General features: G+C 59.5%; 17 protein-coding genes. 8 read left to right on the top strand and 9 right to left on the bottom strand.

The features are described 5' to 3' along the window. Positions 1-71: 71 nt before the first annotated feature. The 4 genes from ACA049_RS17845 to hcnC all read left to right on the top strand — a co-directional run bounded on the left by ACA049_RS17845 (position 72) and on the right by hcnC (position 4,516). Entirely contained in the window at positions 72-1,013 is a 942-nt protein-coding gene (locus ACA049_RS17845; protein WP_497328582.1) for a hypothetical protein, read from the top strand. 539 nt (positions 1,014-1,552) lie between these two features. After that, complete coding sequence (hcnA, locus tag ACA049_RS17840) at positions 1,553-1,867, top strand: cyanide-forming glycine dehydrogenase subunit HcnA (protein WP_497328581.1); 315 nt, start codon at positions 1,553-1,555, stop codon at positions 1,865-1,867. After that, on the top strand, positions 1,864-3,273 hold the full coding sequence (gene hcnB, locus ACA049_RS17835) for a cyanide-forming glycine dehydrogenase subunit HcnB (RefSeq protein WP_497328580.1): 1,410 nt from the start codon (positions 1,864-1,866) through the stop codon (positions 3,271-3,273). The genes hcnA and hcnB overlap by 4 nt, the downstream gene beginning before the upstream one ends. Next, entirely contained in the window at positions 3,266-4,516 is a 1,251-nt protein-coding gene (gene hcnC, locus ACA049_RS17830) for a cyanide-forming glycine dehydrogenase subunit HcnC (RefSeq protein ID WP_497328579.1), read from the top strand. The genes hcnB and hcnC overlap by 8 nt, the downstream gene beginning before the upstream one ends. Before the next feature lie 127 nt (positions 4,517-4,643). Here the strand turns inward: hcnC and ACA049_RS17825 are convergent, their stop codons facing one another. Beyond that, the gene (locus tag ACA049_RS17825) at positions 4,644-6,455 is read right to left on the bottom strand and encodes a monovalent cation:proton antiporter-2 (CPA2) family protein (protein WP_497328578.1); all 1,812 of its coding nucleotides are present in this window, start codon (positions 6,453-6,455) and stop codon (positions 4,644-4,646) included. A 160-nt stretch (positions 6,456-6,615) separates the two neighbouring features. On the opposite strand from ACA049_RS17825, the gene ACA049_RS17820 reads away from it, so the two are divergent. Further along, positions 6,616-7,530 carry a LysR family transcriptional regulator gene (locus ACA049_RS17820; RefSeq protein ID WP_497328577.1) on the top strand — a complete coding sequence of 305 codons (915 nt, stop codon included), beginning with the start codon at positions 6,616-6,618 and terminating at the stop codon, positions 7,528-7,530. Here the strand turns inward: ACA049_RS17820 and ACA049_RS17815 are convergent. Together ACA049_RS17815 and ACA049_RS17810 are read right to left on the bottom strand one after the other, a co-directional pair. After that, on the bottom strand, positions 7,520-8,296 hold the full coding sequence (locus ACA049_RS17815; protein WP_497328576.1) for a substrate-binding domain-containing protein: 777 nt from the start codon (positions 8,294-8,296) through the stop codon (positions 7,520-7,522). The genes ACA049_RS17820 and ACA049_RS17815 overlap by 11 nt on opposite strands. Positions 8,297-8,321: 25 nt before the next feature. Further along, positions 8,322-9,614, bottom strand: a complete 1,293-nt coding sequence (locus tag ACA049_RS17810; RefSeq protein WP_497328575.1) for an MFS transporter — start codon at positions 9,612-9,614, stop codon at positions 8,322-8,324. 206 nt (positions 9,615-9,820) lie between these two features. Between ACA049_RS17810 and ACA049_RS17805 the strand changes: the two genes are divergently transcribed. Then, positions 9,821-10,129 (top strand): RcnB family protein, encoded by a 309-nt coding sequence (locus ACA049_RS17805; RefSeq protein WP_497328574.1) that lies wholly within the window; start codon positions 9,821-9,823, stop codon positions 10,127-10,129. 12 nt (positions 10,130-10,141) lie between these two features. On the opposite strand, the gene ACA049_RS17800 is transcribed toward ACA049_RS17805, so the two are convergent. Further along, a complete protein-coding gene (locus tag ACA049_RS17800) occupies positions 10,142-11,215 on the bottom strand; it encodes a diguanylate cyclase domain-containing protein (protein ID WP_497328573.1) in 1,074 nt (357 codons plus the stop codon). Between the two features lie 165 nt (positions 11,216-11,380). Between ACA049_RS17800 and ACA049_RS17795 the strand changes: the two genes are divergently transcribed. After that, positions 11,381-11,719: an FKBP-type peptidyl-prolyl cis-trans isomerase gene (locus ACA049_RS17795; protein ID WP_497328572.1), complete on the top strand. Its 339-nt coding sequence runs from the start codon at positions 11,381-11,383 to the stop codon at positions 11,717-11,719. Positions 11,720-11,791: 72 nt separating this feature from the next. On the opposite strand, the gene ACA049_RS17790 is transcribed toward ACA049_RS17795, so the two are convergent. From ACA049_RS17790 to ACA049_RS17780, 3 genes are all read right to left on the bottom strand, one after another. After that, positions 11,792-12,139: a pyocin S6 family toxin immunity protein gene (locus ACA049_RS17790; protein ID WP_497328571.1), complete on the bottom strand. Its 348-nt coding sequence runs from the start codon at positions 12,137-12,139 to the stop codon at positions 11,792-11,794. A 157-nt stretch (positions 12,140-12,296) separates the two neighbouring features. Continuing rightward, entirely contained in the window at positions 12,297-12,674 is a 378-nt protein-coding gene (locus ACA049_RS17785) for a DUF6124 family protein (RefSeq protein ID WP_497328570.1), read from the bottom strand. A 376-nt stretch (positions 12,675-13,050) separates the two neighbouring features. Continuing rightward, a complete protein-coding gene (locus tag ACA049_RS17780; RefSeq protein WP_497328569.1) occupies positions 13,051-14,082 on the bottom strand; it encodes a D-cysteine desulfhydrase family protein in 1,032 nt (343 codons plus the stop codon). A gap of 116 nt (positions 14,083-14,198) precedes the next feature. Between ACA049_RS17780 and ACA049_RS17775 the strand changes: the two genes are divergently transcribed. Continuing rightward, entirely contained in the window at positions 14,199-15,083 is an 885-nt protein-coding gene (locus tag ACA049_RS17775) for a LysR family transcriptional regulator (protein WP_497328568.1), read from the top strand. Between the two features lie 20 nt (positions 15,084-15,103). Here the strand turns inward: ACA049_RS17775 and ACA049_RS17770 are convergent, their stop codons facing one another. Next, positions 15,104-15,847 carry an SDR family NAD(P)-dependent oxidoreductase gene (locus tag ACA049_RS17770; protein WP_497328567.1) on the bottom strand — a complete coding sequence of 248 codons (744 nt, stop codon included), beginning with the start codon at positions 15,845-15,847 and terminating at the stop codon, positions 15,104-15,106. A 180-nt stretch (positions 15,848-16,027) separates the two neighbouring features. After that, the gene (locus ACA049_RS17765; protein ID WP_497328566.1) at positions 16,028-17,152 is read right to left on the bottom strand and encodes a cytochrome P450; all 1,125 of its coding nucleotides are present in this window, start codon (positions 17,150-17,152) and stop codon (positions 16,028-16,030) included. Positions 17,153-17,170 lie beyond the last annotated feature (18 nt).

Genomic DNA, 17,170 nt, shown 5'->3' with positions numbered 1-17,170 from the left:
CTGGCACGGTGACTGCACTTCCTCCTTCGAAGAGTTGTAACACCATCTTTCCTGCCTGGAGCGATACAACAATGAATAGATCCTCTGATGGTTTCTATCCTGCCGCAGAAGAATCAAGCACGCTCTCGGGTGTGTCATGGGGAGCGATCTTCGCCGGTGCCGCTGCAGCGGCGGCGTTGTCGCTGATTCTGGTGCTGCTGGGTTTTGGTCTGGGATTCTCGGCCGTTTCGCCTTGGGCCAACGAAGGCGTGAGTGCCAAGGGCCTGGGGATTTCAACGATTATCTGGCTGGCCGTTACGCAAATCGTCGCGTCCGGACTCGGTGGTTACATCGCCGGTCGCCTGCGGGTCAAATGGGCCAACATGCACGGTGATGAAGTCTATTTCCGTGACACGGCGCATGGCTTCCTGGCTTGGTGCGTTGCAACGTTGGTGACCGCGACGCTGGTCGTTGGCTCAGTCAGCAGCATCGTCAGTGGCGGCGTGCAAGCCGGGGCGAGTGTGGTCGGTGGCGCTGCCAGTGTGGCGACTCAAGCTGCTGGCACTGCCGCAGCCAATACCAACAGTGACCAGTATGGTTACTTCGTTGACAGTCTGTTCCGCGATGATCGTCCAGCCGCCGTCAGTGATGACGCTGCCCGTAGCACCGTGACGCGCATCTTCGTTCGCTCCCTGAGCAACGACGGTCAGCTGTCTGCCGAAGACCGGACTTACCTGGCCCAGTTGGTCGCCCAGCGCACCAACCTGACCCAGGCCGATGCCGAACGCCGTGTCGATGAAGTCTACGCCCGCACCCAGAAAGCTGTGGCCGACGCCAAGCTCGCTGCACAACAAGCGGCTGACACCGCTGCCAAAGTTGCTGCCTGGACTTCGCTGTGGATGTTCATTGCACTGCTGATCGGTGCGTTTTTCGCCAGCCTCGCCGCTACCTTCGGCGGTCGTCGTCGGGATGCCGTGGAGTATGTGGAAATTGACGCTTATGTGACCACCACTTCGGTGCCACCAGTTCGCTAACCCAGGAGAATTACCATGCGCTCATTACTGCTGTTCTTTCTTGGCGTGCCAATCCCGATCATCATCCTGATCGCCCTGTTCATGCATTGATCTTCTGAGGCTCATGCCTCTGCCGCTTCCGCCTTCGGGTGGAAGCGGCGTTTTGCTTTCTGGGGCTCTCGGTCCCTGTAGGAGCTGTGTAGGAGCTGTGTAGGAGCTGTGTGGGAGCTGTGTAGGAGCTGTCGAGTGAAACGAGGCTGCGATCTTTTGACTTTGATTTTTTAAAAAACAAGATCAAAAGATCGCAGCCTCGTTTCACTCGACAGCTCCTACAGGGGCCGAGGTGTTTGTTGGATCTGGATCAATATTCTCTTCTGCAATATCGCCTACCGTAAACGATCCAAGCCCCTCCTGCGGCTTCGGCTACAGTGCATCGACGCGCACCCTGTTGCGCTGTCGAAGTACCAGTGCGAGCTTTTTATGTAGCCGTTGGCCCGCAAGGTGTAGTGCAGCAAGGAGCTGTGGAACCTCACCTGAACTCATCATGGATGAACATCGCAATGCCTCGTTTAGACAGAACGTTTGATATCCAGCCGCTGCTGCGCGCGGATATGACTGTGCTCATCAATGGCCAGGCGGTCAGCGCCGCCCTCGGCGAAACCGTCCTCTCGGTCATTCAATCCCTTGGCTTGCGCCAGGTGGCCCGTAACGATCACGACCAAATCAGCGGCGCCTATTGCGGCATGGGCGTGTGCCAATGCTGCCTGGTGAAAATCAATGGCCGGCACAAACGTCGGGCCTGCCAGACCGTGGTGCGTGACGGCATGAAGGTCGAAACCCAAGTCAACCGCATCGCTGAGCAGGAGGGCGTATGAGTCTGCTTCCGGTGATCGTCGGCGGTGGGCCGGCGGGGATGGCCGCAGCCATTGAACTGGCCCGACACGGCGTGCGTTGCACCTTGCTTGAAGAAGCTTCGCGACTGGGCGGCGTGGTTTATCGCGGACCGTTGCGCGATGGTGTGCAACTCGACTATCTGGGGCCGCGTTACTCGGAAGCGCTGGCCTCCTTGCATGGCGAATTTCAGGACCACTCGGCGCTGATCGACGTGCGCGTGAACCACCGGGTGATCGGCGCCGAAGGCACGCGCGCGTTGGTGGTGCTGGACAGCGAGGAGCAGTTGCAGGAAATCGACTACCCGCAACTGTTGCTCGCGGCCGGCTGCCATGAACGCAGCGTGCCGTTTCCGGGCTGGACCTTGCCCGGCGTGATCCTGCTGGGCGGTCTGCAATTGCAGATCAAAAGCGGTGTGGTCAAGCCGCAAGGCCCGGTGGTGATTGCCGGCACCGGGCCTTTGTTGCCGCTGGTGGCGTGTCAGTTGCACGCGTCCGGCGTGACCGTCGCCGGTGTTTATGAGGCGTGCGCGTTCGGCAAGATCGCTCGGGAAAGCCTGTCGCTGCTGAACAAGCCGCAGCTGTTTCTCGATGGCTTGAGCATGCTCGCGTTCCTCAAACTGCATGGCATCCCGATGCATTACGGCTGGGGCGTGGTGGCGGCGCAGGGTGAGGGCGAGTTGAACTCCGTGACCGTGGCGCCGTATTCCAGCACTTGGGTGCCGGACCTGAGCCGTGCCGAGCAGATCGCTGCGCAAACCCTGGCGGTTGGCTACGGTTTCATCCCGCGCACCCAACTCAGTCAGCAGATGGGCCTGAACCATGGCTTCAGCGACGACGGTTACCTGCGAGTCAGCGCCAATATCTGGCAGCAAAGCAGTGAGCCTCACGTGCACCTGGCCGGCGACATGGGCGGAATTCGCGGTGGCGAAGCCGCGATGCTCGCGGGACGGATCGCGGCCACGTCGATCCTGTTGCAACGGGACGTGCTGGACGCGGAACTGGCCCTGGTACGGCGCAACCGCTATTTGTCGAAACTCAAGGCCATCGTGCGTTTTCGCGTGGCGGTCGACCGCTACACCGAGCGCGGCGCCGGGCAAACCGCGCTGCCGGCCGCCGACACGGTGATCTGCCGCTGTGAACACGCAACCCGCGCCGACATCGACCGGGCGCTGGAGCAGGGCGTGCAAGACCTGGCCAGCCTGAAAATGCGCACCCGTGTGAGCATGGGCGATTGTCAGGGGCGGATGTGCGTCGGCTATTGCACCGACCGCTTGCGCGAAGTCACAGGTCGGCAGGACGTGGGCTGGTTGAGGCCGCGCTTTCCGATCGATCCGATTCCCTTTTCTGCGTTCCACTCCGTCGGCACGGAGGCCGCACATCATGAGTAAGTTCTATGACGTGGTCATCGCCGGTGGTGGTGTGATCGGGGCGTCCTGCGCCTATCAGTTATCGAAACGCAAAAACCTCAAAGTCGCGTTGATCGACTGCAAGCGCCCGGGCAACGCAACCCGCGCTTCCGCCGGCGGCCTGTGGGCGATCGGCGAGTCGGTTGGGCTGGGCTGCGGGGTGATTTTCTTTCGCATGATGTCGGCCAATCGCAAGCGCGAAGCCCAGGGTTCGGCTGTGGTGGTGGATTCCAGTACGCCGCACATTTTGCCGCAGTCGTTCTTCGATTTTGCCTTGCAGTCCAACGCGATGTACCCGGCGCTGCATCAGGAGTTGAAAGACAACCACGGGATGGATTTCAAGTTCGAAAAGACCGGCCTGAAATTCGTGATCTATGACGATGAAGACCGCCTCTATGCCGAGCACATCGTCGCCTGCATTCCGCACCTGGCGGACCAGGTGCGCTGGCTCGATCAAGCGGCGTTGCGCGAGGCCGAACCGAGCGTCAGCCATGAGGCGAGCGGGGCGCTGGAGTTTCTCTGCGACCACCAGGTCAGCCCGTTCCGGCTGGCCGACGCCTACACCGAAGGCGCGCGGCAGAACGGCGTCGATCTGTACTTCAACACCAACGTCACCGGGGTTTTGCATCATGGTTCCCGCATCAGCGGTGTGCAAACCGCCGAGGCCGGGGTGTTTCACTGCAACACGCTGATCAATGCGGCGGGTGCCTGGGCGGCGGATCTGAGCGAGCAGGCCACCGGGATCCGGATTCCGGTGAAACCGGTGAAGGGGCAGATTCTACTCACCGAACGCATGCCGAAAATCCTCAACGGGTGCCTGACCACCAGCGATTGTTATGTGGCGCAGAAGGACAACGGCGAGATCCTGATTGGCAGCACGACGGAGGATAAAGGCTTCGACGTGACCACCACCTACCCGGAAATTGCCGGGCTGGTGCAGGGCGCGGTGCGGTGTATTCCCGAGTTGGCGGATGTGAACCTCAAACGGACCTGGGCGGGGTTGCGGCCCGGGTCGCCGGATGAGTTACCGATTCTTGGGCCGATGAAAGGGGTAGAAGGTTATCTGAACGCCTGTGGGCATTTCCGCACAGGGATTTTGACGTCGGCGATTACCGGGGTGTTGCTGGATAAGCTGGTGAACGGTGAAGCGTTGCCGTTGGATATCACACCGTTTTTGGCGGATCGGTTTGGTGGCGAGAGGGTTGAACTGAAGAAGTTGGCCTGACGTCAGACCGCGTTATCGTTCTTCGCGAGCAAGCCCGCTCCCACATTAGACCGTGCCTGTCCGGACAACTCGGTCAAGTGTGGGAGCGGGCTTGCTCGCGAAGACGAACTTAATGTCACCAGAAAACTTAAACCTTACCCGCTTCCCGCTCCTCCAGCTGATCCGACTCAAACAACCGCGCCAATTCCGCCCGGGCTTCCTGCGCCGTCTGCAGCACTTTGGCCGCATCGTCATACACCGCATGCTGAGCCTCCAGCACCTGTTCATCGTGATGCTTGAAGCGCTTGATCCGCGCATCGGCCTGCGCCTGGGTCAACCCCAGCCCGACCAGCGTACGACGGCTCATTTCCAGGCTTGAGTAGTAGGTCTCGCGAATCGCCTCGGCGCCCAGATCCACCAAGCGGTGCACATGCTGACGGTTACGTGCCCGGGCGATGATCTTGATGTGCGGATAGAGCTTGTGCACGATCTCGGCGGTCTTGATATTGGTGTCCGGGTCATCAGTGGCAATGATGAAATATTCCGCCTGCTCGACCTTGGCCGCGCTGAGGATTTCCGGGCGCATCGGGTCGCCGTAGAACACCGGCACGCCGCCGAAACTGCGGGACAGTTCGATGGTTTCCACCGAAGTGTCCAGCGCCACGAACTTGATGTTCTGTGCCCGCAGAATCCGCGCCACGATCTGGCCCATCCGGCCCATGCCGGCGATCACCACACGCGGTGCGTCGGTGTCGATTTCGCGGAATTTCTCCGGCACCACCACGGGCTGCACTTTTGGCGAATACAGACGTGCGCACAGCAGCAACAGCAGCGGCGTGACGGCCATGGACAGGGTGATCGTCAGCACCAGCAAGTCGTACAGGCGCGGTTCGAACAAACCCTGGTCGCGACCAATCTTGAATACGACAAACGCGAATTCACCGCCGGCCGCCAGCACGATGCCGAGGCGAATCGCGCTGACCTTGCCCAACCCACCGGCCAATCGACCGACCACAAACAGCAGCGGCAACTTGATTGCGATCAGCAGCAGGGTCAGTCCCAGCACCGCGATCGGCGCGCTGAGCAACAGGCTCAGGTTGGCGCCCATGCCGACGCTGATGAAAAACAGCCCCAGCAACAGACCCTTGAACGGTTCGATCTGCGCTTCCAGTTCGTGACGGTATTCAGAGTCCGCCAGCAGCAACCCGGCGAGGAACGCCCCGAGCGCCATCGACACGCCGACCAGGTCCATCAGCCACGCCGTGCCAATCACCACCAGCAACGCAGTGGCGGTGGACACTTCCGGCAAACCGGATTTGGCCACCACGCGAAACACCGGGCGCAGCAGATACCGCCCGCCGATCACCACCACCGCGATACTGCCCAGCACCCGCAAGCCGTGATTCAAATCCTCGGCCGCCGTGCTGGTGTGATCGCCGCCCGCCAGCAGCGGCACCATGGCAATCAACGGGATCGCGGCGATGTCCTGGAACAGCAGAATCGCAAACGCCAAGCGCCCGTGTGGGCTGGTCAGCTCCTTGCGCTCGGCCAGGCTTTGCAGGCCAAACGCGGTGGACGACAGCGCCAGGCCAAGGCCGAGCACGATGGCGCTGTTCAACGACTGGCCGAAGACAAACAGCGCCAGCACGCCAATCACCGAACCGGTCAGCAGCACCTGCGCCAGGCCCACGCCAAACACCGATTTGCGCATCACCCACAAGCGACGCGGCGACAATTCCAGACCGATGATGAACAGCAGCAACACCACGCCGAGTTCGGAAATATGGCTGACGCTTTGCGGATTGCCGATCAAACCCAGCACAGACGGACCGATGATGACCCCGGCAAACAGATAACCCAGCACCGCCCCCAGTTGCAGACGTTTGGCCAAGGGCACGGTGAGCACCGCCGCGAACAGAAAAACGACAGCGGCTTGCAACAGGTTGCCTTCGTGGGGCATGACAAAAACTCCATTAACTCAGCACGGCGGGGGCGACAGGATAAAGGTTGGAACCAGACGCGTCAGCAAAGAGCTGGAGTCATGCTGTTACAACTTGCATCAATTGGTTACATTTATAAGATAATCTGATCAATCTGTCTGTCCCCCCCGAGTGCACGCAATGGCGATCAACTTTGACCTTAACGATCTGCAAGCCTTCCGAGCCGTGGTCGAGCAGGGCAGCTTTCGCAAGGCCGCTGATACTGTGCGCATCTCTCAGCCAGCACTCAGCCGGCGCATCGAAAAACTCGAAGACGCTCTCGGTGTGCGCCTGTTTGAGCGCACCACACGCAAGGTCAGCCTGACGCAGGCCGGACGCGGTTTTATGCCCAGTGTCGAGCGCTTGCTCGATGACCTCGACATCGCATTGCTGGGCATCAGTGAAGTGGCTTCGACCCGGCTCGGTCATGTCACGGTCGCCTGTGTACCGTCGGCGGCTTACTACTTCATGCCGCGCGTCATTGCCCATTACCACCGCCAGTTTCCTCGGATCAAAGTCAAGGTGCTGGATTCCAGCGCCCACGACGTGCTCAGCGCGGTGGTCAATGGCGAGGCGGATTTCGGTCTGAGTTTCATGGGCACGCTGGATGCCGAGGTCGAGTTTGAGCCGCTGGTGCAGGAGGGTTACGTGGTGGCCTGTCGGCGCGATCACCCGTTGGCCGGGCGCAGCAGCGTGACCTGGGATGAGTTTTATCAGCAGGATTACATCTCGCTGGACAAGACGTCCGGCAATCGCTTTCTGCTCGATCAGGCACTGACCGGTATCGTGCCGCAGCGGCCGAGCATCTGCGAAACCCGCCATGTCACGACGATGATCGGACTGGTGGAAGCGGGGTTGGGTGTGGCAGCGGTGCCGTTGATGGCGATGCCGGCCGCCGATCATCCGCTACTGACGCGGGTGCCGCTGACCGACCCGCAGGTGATGCGCAGTGTCGGTCTGATCAAACGCCGGGGACGAACCCTGACCCCGGCAGCGTTGGAGCTGGAACGGCTGGTGGTGGAAATGAAAGTGCAGCCGCTCGTTATCAGCGGCTGACCGAGTCCAGCCCGGTTGCTTTCACGTCCGGCTGAGCGGCGGTGGAGGCCATATAGTCAAGCAGTGCCTTGGCTTCGGCCGGGTGTTGTGCATTCATCGGGATGCCGGCTGCAAAACGTGTCACCGACTGTACCGACTCCGGAAGCTTCGCCACAAAACTGACCCCCGGTACTGGCAGCAATTCGCTGACTTGCTGGAATCCCAACTGGTAATCGCCCGTGGCAACCACCGAACCGACCGGAATTCTGGGGATCATGGTTGATTTGGGTTTCAGTTGATCTTCGATGCCCAGACGCTTGAACAGTTGATCCTCGATGTAAACGCCGCTGGCGCTGTCGGAGTACGCCACCGACCGAGCGTCGAGCAAGGTCTTTTTCAGGCCGTCGACAGAACTGATGTCTGGCTTCGACGCGCCTTCGCGCACCACCAGGCCGATCCGCGAGTCCGCCAGTTCCACCCGTGAAGCGGGGTCGACTTTGCCTTGCTTGATCAAGTCGTCGAGGGCGTAGCCGACCATGATCACGACGTCGGCCTTTTCACCTCGGGCGAGTCGATTGGGGATCGCTTCCGGCGCCTTGCCCATCGACGGGCCCAGGACGGTGTTGAGCGTGTTGTCGGTGGATGCGGCGAATTTAGGGCCGAGGATCTTGTAGGCCGCGGTAAAACCGCCGGAGGTCATCACGCGAATCTCTTCCGCCTGCGTGACGGTACTTAGACCAAGGCTGGCCACCAGGGCCAGCGCGGCAATATTGAATAGCTTCTTCATGGGTATTTTCTCGAAAAGGGCAGGTTCAAGACATCGCCGGTTGCAGGCGACCGGTCGAGCGACGATAGAGATACAGCGTCGCGCACAAGGCGCAGAGCGCGGCAAAACTCATCCAGTAGCCAGGCGCAGCCTTGTCGCCGGTGTACTGAATCAAAAAGGTCGACATCGCTGGGGTGAAACCACCGAATACCGCCGTGGCCAGGCTGTAGGCCAGAGAGAAACCGGCAACCCGTACCTCGACCGGCATGATTTCCGTGAGCGCTGCGATCATCGCTCCGTTGTACAAGCCGTAAATGAATGACAGCCACAGCAACACCAACAGCATGTGCATGAAACTCGGCGCGTTCACCAGAAAGGTCAGCGCCGGATAGGCGGTGGCAAGGGTCAACAACGCCATGGCGATCAGCACCGGACGCCGACCGATACGGTCGGACAAGGCTCCGCCAAGCGGCAGCCAGAAGAAGTTCGACACACCCACCAGCAACGTCACTAACAGCGCATCGGACGTGCTCAGATGCAGCACGGTTTTGCCGAACGTCGGTGCGTATACGGTTATCAGGTAAAAGGCGGCGGTGGTCAGCGCGACCATCATCATGCCGGCGAAGACGATCACCCAGTTTTGCGCCAGTGTGCGGAACACATCGCCCATGCTCGGACGGTGCTTGCGTGCGGCGAACTCTTCGGTTTCTTCCAGGTTACGGCGCAGGAAGAAAATGAACGGCACGATCATGCACCCAACGAAAAACGGAATTCGCCAGCCCCAATCGGCAATCATCGCCGGCGCCATCCACTGGTTCAGACCATACCCGAGCGCGGCGGCGACAATGATCGCCACTTGCTGACTGGCCGACTGCCAACTGGTGAAGAAGCCTTTATTGCCGGGCGTGGCGATCTCTGAGAGGTAAACCGAGACACCCCCCATTTCCGCACCCGCCGAGAAGCCCTGCAGCAATCGACCGATCAGCACAATGGCCGGTGCAAACAACCCGATGGTTTCGTAGCCGGGCACCAACACAATCAGTATCGTGCCGCTGGCCATGATCGACAGCGTCACAATCAATCCTTTGCGCCGGCCCACATCGTCGATGTACGCACCCAGCACCACCGCACCCAAGGGGCGCATGAGGAAGCCCGCGCCGAACACTGCGAAGGTCATCATCAGAGAAGCGAATCCACTGCTGGCCGGGAAAAATACGGCGGCGATTTGCGTGGCATAAAAGCCGAAAAGGAAGAAGTCGAACTGTTCGAGGAAATTGCCTGAAGTGACCCGGAATATTGCACTGGCGCGAGAGCGCCCGGAAGGTATTGAGGTTGTCATTGAGCTGTACTCCACCGCTTTTATGACGTGCATTGCCTGGACGCAGTGCACGGTTCTTATTGAGGCGAATGGTGGAACAGGGCGATCGATATGATAAGTGCATTGTTGGCATGCATTGATGCGTGAAGCGGATCAATGAATGCTGAAGGAATGATTCACCGTACGCGCAGTCGGAGTTTGGGTATGCCATCAACGGAGGATCACCCATGAACAGCAAAACCCTCATCGCCGCCTTGGCCATTGCCGCTGGCTTTGCCGGTATCAGCCCCATCGTTCAGGCGGATGACCCACCACAAAAAACTGTCCAGCCCGGGGTCAACAACTCCCGTGAGCTGGTGGTCGGCGACCGCGCCCCGGACGTGTACCAACGCACCGACAAGGCACTGCGCAACTGGAAAGCCAAAGGTCTGAAAGCACCGGAGGAACAGGCGCAGTGGGTGCAGATCAATGACAAGTACATGATGGTGATGATCACTAATGGCACGATTGTGGACATCACGCCGGTGGAGCGTTAGTCCACCGAAAGACTATTCGCTGTGAGCCCGCGCGGGGCTTTCAGTGCCCAACCGATACTGATTATTCCCGCTGCGTTTCGCCTCATACATCGCCAGGTCCGCAATGTGAATCAACCGGTCCATGCTCGGTGCGTGGTCCGGGAACACCGCCACCCCCAGGCTGGTGCCGATGTGGCGCTGGTCGTTGCCGATGGTGATCGGCGGTGACAGTTCGACGAAGATTTTCTGGCAGATACGGCGAGCCTCGTCTTGCAGGCTGACGTCTTGGGACAGCCCCTGAAGAATAACCACGAATTCGTCGCCGCCGATCCGGGCGACGGTGTCGGTTGAGCGCAGGATGGTCTTCAACCGCGTAGCCGTCGTGATAAGCACCCGGTCGCCGGCCGCATGTCCGTAGTGGTCGTTGATTGCCTTGAACCCATTCAGGTCGACAAACACCAACGCCACCCGCGTGGCGCTGACGCGGGCCTGTTCAAGCGCTTCGCAAAGACGCTCTTCCAGCACCAGGCGATTGGGCAGGCCGGTCAACGGGTCGTAATGCGCCAGGTGTTGCAGGTAACTGGCCGAGGCCTTTTCTTCGGTGATGTCACGCACGACGCCCATCATCTTGATGGTGGCGTCCTGGTCGTTCTTGACCACGTTGCCGGTTTCCCGCAGCCAACGAATGCTGCCGTCGGGCCAGACCACGCGGTATTCCTCGTCATGGTTTTCACCGGTTTCCAGGCAGCGCAGTTCCCCGGCCCGGACTTTGGCCCGGTCATCCGGGTGCACGCAGGCGCAGAAAAGGGCGTAGGAGGGTGTTACCTCGCCGGTCTTGAAGCCGAACATCCCGTAGATCGCGTCTGACCAGTAGAGCTTGTCGGTGTCGACATCCCAGTCCCAGGTGCCGATGCGGGCGAAGTATTGACTGCGTTTGAAACGTTCGGCGTCGCCGTCCTGGCGGATGTGCAGGCCTTCGGACAGGCTGGCGATCAGTGCGCGTTGCTCAGTCAACTGCTTCAGCAGCGAGCGTTCGCGGCAGATCAGCGTGACGATCAGGGCAAGCATCACCGAGCCGATGGCTGCGCTGGTCCAGACGTCATTCATTCAGAAATTGCCATCGTGTCGTATTGTTCCGTGTGCCTTGGTGTTGCTTATCTTAGTTGAGGTTAATACCGAAAACCGTTCCGAATGGGTTGCCAATGGCGCACATTTCTGGGAAAACGGCGCCCATTGGGCCCTATCGTGTGCGCGAACAATAGAGTGAACGTGATGAATGATGAACTGCAGGTAATCGATCTAGAAGTGGGCGAGGGCAAAGCCGCCGTCAAAGGCGCGCTGATCACCACCCAATACCGCGGCTGGCTGGAAGACGGCACTGAATTCGACTCTTCCTACAGCCGTGGCAAACCTTTCCAGTGCGTGATTGGCACGGGGAAAGTGATCAAGGGGTGGGACCAGGGAATTATGGGTATGCAGGTTGGCGGCAAGCGTAAATTGCTGGTGCCGGCGCATTTGGCTTACGGCGAGCGCACGATGGGCAAGATCACGCCGAATTCGAACCTGATTTTTGAGATTGAATTGCTGGAAGTGCTGATGCGGGATGATTGATTGGCGCGCGGGCTGAAGGGGCATGTGCAGCGAGGGGGCAAGCCTCTCGCCGCATTTAAACGGTTTTCCTCACTACTCCCGCACACCGATGAAGAGGTCCAGGTCAGTCGGTAGCTGCACATCGATTGCCATGGCTATTTGCTGGATTTGCTCGGCGGTCAGCAAGCAGTCCCCGTATACGCTTTCTTCAAGATTTTTCCAGCCGAGTACACGCATCATTGCGTTTTCAAACTCAGGTAGAACGGTCAATTCGTACTTTAAGACGTCACCCTCGTGATCACCTTTTGAAAATCCACTGATCCAAAAAACATAGTGGGTCTCCTGATTTGTTCCCGGAAAGTCCTGCGGAGTGTCGCGGGCGGGGTGCCCGTCGCGTGACGATAGGGTTTGAATCGGAGGTATGTTTGTTTTGCTAGCCATGAGCGTCCTTGTTTCAACTTTTTGAAAGCGAGGCGGACGCTATCTCAATGGGCGTTAAATGGATGTAGGCATTTTCTGAATGTTGAGTTGTTGTTGCAAAAGGTTCTGCTCGCTAAGGCGCTTGTGGTGAGGGATTCCCCCTCACCACAGATCCCCGTTAGCCTTTCGGATCGATGTTATCCAGCGCCCGGTTTACGGCGAGTTCTCCCAGCATGACGACTTGCGCAATCCCCAGCGCCTTGTTGCGATGCGGGCCTTCCAGCAGGTCGGCGAAGTCGCTGAGCATGACGCTCGCGGAGGCCATGGATTCGCAGGCATTGGCCAGCAGGCTTTCGCTGTCCATGTCGGGGGCGACCATGAACATGGTGCCGGGTTTGCGCGGGGTTTTGGCGTCTTTGAGGGCGGCGGGGTTGAGGTAGTGATCGAGGGCGCGCTCGGCGGCTTCGTGGAATTTTTTTGAATCGAGGGATTCGTAGGGGGAGGCCGGATCTGTATCGGTTTCTGATTCAGGGGGATTTGGAGTGTGCTTAATCATTTGCTTAGGTGCCTTAGTCGATGCTGAAACCACCTCGCGACTAAACAAAGGGGGTGGCAGCTGTAGGCAGGTTAGTCGACCGGGACACCAAAGCTTTAACCGGCGCACCCGAAGGTGCCCTGCGCACAGCTGCCATTAAGCGCAGGCGTGGGAATACCTGACTGAACGGAGTGCGTGCTGCTTTGGAAATCACCGGGCGACTAAACCCGATCACTGATGAGCAGTGACAGGAATCAAGTTACCGACGAGCCCCAAGGCGCACAAGCCGGCGGATTCTGGCGCAGTTGTAGGCAAAGGCGCAAGGTGACGTAGCCTCTTGCGACAGTTACAAATGATGTAGTGATCAAGCGGCTAAACACCCCGCAATGACAGACGTTCAGACCTGAAACGTCTCCCGATACGCATACAACCCCGGCGTTCCCCCGGTCATCACAAACAGCACATTGTCACCGCGCTGGAAACGTCCTTGCCTGAGATCACCAAGCAACCCGGCAAACGCTTTTCCGGAATACACCGGATCAATCAACAAGCCTTCGGCGCGAGCCATCAGGTGCACCGCGTCGAGCATGGCGGGCGTCGGCAGGCCGTAACCGTCGCCCAGCTGACTGCCATCAATGACAATCTCCGAAGCCTGAACCACGGCGTTGCTGCCCAGCAACGTCAGTGCGTCCTGAGTCAACTTCACGGTCCTGTCCGCTGACGTGTCCCGGTCAGACAAGACTGAATACGACTTGACGATCGACGTCCCCCGATCCAGCAAATGGAACCCTGCCGCGAGCCCGGCATGGGTGCCAGCGCTGCCATTGGGCACGACCACCTGATTAAAGATGACGCGCAGTTCCGTTTCCTGCTGTGCGATCTCCGCTGCGCAGCGGGCGTAACCGAGACTGCCCAGCGGCGTTGAGCCCCCAGTCGGTATTACCAGAACGGTGCGCCCGGTCTCCCGAAGTTGCGCGGCGCGTTTCTCGGCTTCGGCGAGTGAGTCACTGCCACCCGCAAGCACCCGTATGTCAGCGCCAAACAACTGGTCGAGCAGGACGTTGCCGTTCAGCTCGTAGTCCACTTCGGATTTTGGCACCGACCGGGTCAGGATCAGTTCGCAGGCGATGCCCAGGCGGGCACACACAGCGGCGGTCAGGCGCGCATGGTTGGACTGCAGGCCGCCGATGGTGATGACCGTATCGACCCCGGCCGCGAGCGCCGCGCCGAGGTGAAATTCGAGTTTGCGCAGTTTGTTGCCGCCACCGCCGATCAACATGTGATCATCGCGCTTGAGAAACAGGCCGATGCCTTGCGCCTTCAAACCCAGCAGCTGTTCCAGGCGTTCGGCCCGCTGAATCGGCGTGGGGCCTTGCAACAGATCGGCCCGCGCAAAAGAATTCAGTGACGTGTCCAGTAGGGTTTGCATCAATGGCGCCTCGTTATGCACTTTATTAAAGTGACTCTAGGGGCAAAGTCCCGGGTGATAAACGCATCGCCGGTTATTACTCCTTTAACCTGATGTATTGAATGCAAGGCAGGGTGATGAGCAAACTCAGGCAAATGGAAGTCTTCGTCGCCGTCGTCGAGGCGGGCAGCTTCGCTGATGCGGCCAGTGAAGTCGGCATGTCGGCGGTCATGGTCGGGCGGCATATCCAGGGCCTGGAAAAAAGCCTAAATACCAAACTGATTCAACGCACCACCCGGCGGCAATCCATCACCGGTGAGGGGCGTTTGTTTTATCAGGAAGCCAAATTGGCGCTGGAGCAAGTGAACTACGCGTTCAGTCGAGTGGAAGCGTCCAGCCCGGAACCGAGCGGCCTGTTGCGGATCACCGCGCCGATGAGTCTCGGCGTTTCCCTGGTCGGGCCTCTGGTGGCCGAGTTCATGCAACGTTATCCGCAGATCCAGGTCGAGCTGATTCTGAGCAATGAAGTGGTCGATTTATACGAAACCTCATTCGATCTGGCGTTCAGGATTTCCGAACTGATCGGCGTCAACCTGCTGGCCACACCGTTGCCGCCGTATCGAATGGTGATCTGCGCCTCGCCCCGGTATCTGGAAAAATGGCAGGAACCGCAGTCCCCGGAAGACCTGCACCGACACCGGATTCTCACCCACACCTCCTGGAACAACCGGTTTGCCTGGCCGCTGCGAAACGGCGCCAGCGAAGTGCCCTGGCCTGAAGGCGCGGTGTTGAAGAGCAATGATGGTCAGGTGCTATTGCAGGCGGCCGTGGCCGGTGAGGGGATCTTGATGCAGCCTGATTTCCTGGTGTCGGCGGCGTTGGCCAGCGGTGAGTTGGTGCGGATTATGGACGCTTACGTTCCGCCGCCAAAACCGGTGCAGATGGTGTATCCGCGCTCCAGGAAGTCGCTGCCCAAGTTGCAGGCTTTTATCGACTTTGTGGCGGGTCGACTGGCGTCCTGAAGCGCAGATAAATGCAAGGGCTAGCGCACGGTGTAACCGCTGTCGACTACCCAATCCTGACCGTAAACGTTACGTGCGCCACGGCTCAACTGGAAAAGGATGACGTCTGCCACGGCACCCGGTTCCAGAAACTTTCCATCGAGCAGCCGCTGGTTGACGGTGTTGGCGACATCGCCCAGTTCCGCAGGCTTCAAGCCAAGGGTCGACCAGATCGGGGTGGCCGTGGGGCCGGGCGATACGGTGTTGATGCGGATGCCGTGAGGCGCCAATTCTACGGCCAGGGTCCGCACATGGGCCATCAGCGCTGCTTTCGAGGCAATGTAGGCGGCCAGTCCGGGGAAGGTCACATTGGCCAGGAATGTGCCGATGAACACCACCGAAGCGGACGCCGCCAGGTGGCCGCGCAGGCAGGCCAAGGTGTTCAGCGCACCGGCGCCGTTGACCGCCCACTGTCGGTCGAAGGCAGCTACATCCAGGCCATCGGCCAGTTGCGCGATGCCGGCATTGGGCACCACGAAATCCACGGGCCCCAAGGCTTTGGCGCGAGTACTCAATCGGGCGAGGTCTTCTTGACGGGTGATGTCTCCAGCCACCCAGATGAGTTGGTCATTGAAGCGTTCCGCCAATTCGCCCAAGCCACCGAGCTGGCGTGACATCGCCAAGACGCGAGCACCTTGCTCCAATAGTCGTTCGGTCACAGCCAGGCCAATGCCGGAACTCGCGCCAGTAACAACGGCCAAGCGATTGTGAAATTCGTTGAGCATGCAGCAATCCTCTTCCTGATAATCCAGCCTGTGTTTTAGGGTGCGATCTTTGGTTGATCGAAAGCGTAAGCATGGGTTAAAAAAACGGGCCAGTCAGGGATGTCAGGCAGGACGCGGGTTGTGGGTGGTCTGTTGTTAATTTGACTCTTTTGAAAAATGGTCATAACGACTGCGATGTAGTCATAAAGACTTGAGCAGTGGGTCGCTAAAGCCCGGAATCCGCCCGTTGAGTGAAGGCCGGTACTTCCAGGCCAATCGATCAAGCGCAGGCTGATGCAGCAGAATCTCGCTCAATGTGGCGCTGGCAATCCCCAATGCCAGCAGTTGCCCGGGACATTGATGCCGCCCCGCGCCAAACGTAAAACTCTGCCGATGCGGGCGATCCAGAATAAAGGCGTCGGGACTGTCATTGAGCTGCGGATCCCGATTGGCCGACGCCAGCAACACCAGAATCACATCGCCTGAATTGAGGTGTACACCCTCGATTTCACACGGGGCCGCGACAAACCGGCGGGTGTTCTGCACTGAGGGATCGAAGCGCTGAACTTCGGCGATCAAGTCTTCAACCGGCGTCGAATCGCGCAGTAACGACGGGTTCCGGATCAACGCCACGATCGCGTTTCCAATCAATCCGGCGGTGGCTTCATAGGTTTGAGAAAACAAGCCAATCAGATTGGCAATCAGCGCGTCGACGTCGGCCGTGAAACGCTGGCGAATCCCGGTGAGCAATGCGCTTTTGTTGTCCGGATCATCCAGTAATTCAACGAAATAACCCTGCAACTGTTCCGCCGCGGCATGGGAAACCTTCAGTTGTGCCGGATCACTCAGCGGCGACAGACACGCCACGAAATCCGCCGTCAGCTCACTGATCGCCCGACCCTGAGCCGGCGAAAACCCCAACAACGCCGCCACCACGCAAACCGGGCCGCGAAACATCGCGTTGTACAGTCCATCGGCATCCGGCGTGATCAACCGCGCGCCCACCAGTGCATTGACCTCTTCTGCATCAATCAGCGCCAAACCCGGCTGAATCGCCGACCTCGGGCAACGCTGTCGCTCACCCTCATTCATCCGCATCAATTGGCCAAACACCTTGCCGGCCATGCCGTCGGCAATCGATTTGGGCACCGGGTCATTGGACGGCCGAACGTGACAATCCGGATGCGCCAGCACCGCCGCAACGGCTTGGGCGCTGCTTGCTACCCATAATTTCAGTCCTTGGTGAAACACCAGACCACCCTCGGCGCGCAGCCGGGCGTAATAGGGATAGGGATCGGCATGAGTCGCAGCGATGATCGGGTCCATGGGTCGCAGCCTTGTTCG

The organism is Pseudomonas sp. LBUM1662 (assembly GCF_059695915.1).
This window is presented reverse-complemented; position numbering and strand designations above follow the sequence as displayed.

Coding starts and splice junctions, on each gene's coding strand:
- ACA049_RS17805 (WP_497328574.1), top strand. CDS start 9,821: ATGAACAGCAAAACCCTCATCGCCGCCTTGGCCATTGCCGCTGGCTTT.
- ACA049_RS17785 (WP_497328570.1), bottom strand. CDS start 12,674: ATGATTAAGCACACTCCAAATCCCCCTGAATCAGAAACCGATACAGAT.
- ACA049_RS17770 (WP_497328567.1), bottom strand. CDS start 15,847: ATGCTCAACGAATTTCACAATCGCTTGGCCGTTGTTACTGGCGCGAGT.
- ACA049_RS17815 (WP_497328576.1), bottom strand. CDS start 8,296: ATGAAGAAGCTATTCAATATTGCCGCGCTGGCCCTGGTGGCCAGCCTT.
- ACA049_RS17800 (WP_497328573.1), bottom strand. CDS start 11,215: ATGAATGACGTCTGGACCAGCGCAGCCATCGGCTCGGTGATGCTTGCC.
- ACA049_RS17775 (WP_497328568.1), top strand. CDS start 14,199: ATGAGCAAACTCAGGCAAATGGAAGTCTTCGTCGCCGTCGTCGAGGCG.
- ACA049_RS17825 (WP_497328578.1), bottom strand. CDS start 6,455: ATGCCCCACGAAGGCAACCTGTTGCAAGCCGCTGTCGTTTTTCTGTTC.
- hcnA (WP_497328581.1), top strand. CDS start 1,553: ATGCCTCGTTTAGACAGAACGTTTGATATCCAGCCGCTGCTGCGCGCG.
- hcnB (WP_497328580.1), top strand. CDS start 1,864: ATGAGTCTGCTTCCGGTGATCGTCGGCGGTGGGCCGGCGGGGATGGCC.
- ACA049_RS17810 (WP_497328575.1), bottom strand. CDS start 9,614: ATGACAACCTCAATACCTTCCGGGCGCTCTCGCGCCAGTGCAATATTC.
- ACA049_RS17790 (WP_497328571.1), bottom strand. CDS start 12,139: ATGGCTAGCAAAACAAACATACCTCCGATTCAAACCCTATCGTCACGC.
- ACA049_RS17780 (WP_497328569.1), bottom strand. CDS start 14,082: ATGCAAACCCTACTGGACACGTCACTGAATTCTTTTGCGCGGGCCGAT.
- ACA049_RS17845 (WP_497328582.1), top strand. CDS start 72: ATGAATAGATCCTCTGATGGTTTCTATCCTGCCGCAGAAGAATCAAGC.
- ACA049_RS17820 (WP_497328577.1), top strand. CDS start 6,616: ATGGCGATCAACTTTGACCTTAACGATCTGCAAGCCTTCCGAGCCGTG.
- ACA049_RS17765 (WP_497328566.1), bottom strand. CDS start 17,152: ATGGACCCGATCATCGCTGCGACTCATGCCGATCCCTATCCCTATTAC.
- hcnC (WP_497328579.1), top strand. CDS start 3,266: ATGAGTAAGTTCTATGACGTGGTCATCGCCGGTGGTGGTGTGATCGGG.
- ACA049_RS17795 (WP_497328572.1), top strand. CDS start 11,381: ATGAATGATGAACTGCAGGTAATCGATCTAGAAGTGGGCGAGGGCAAA.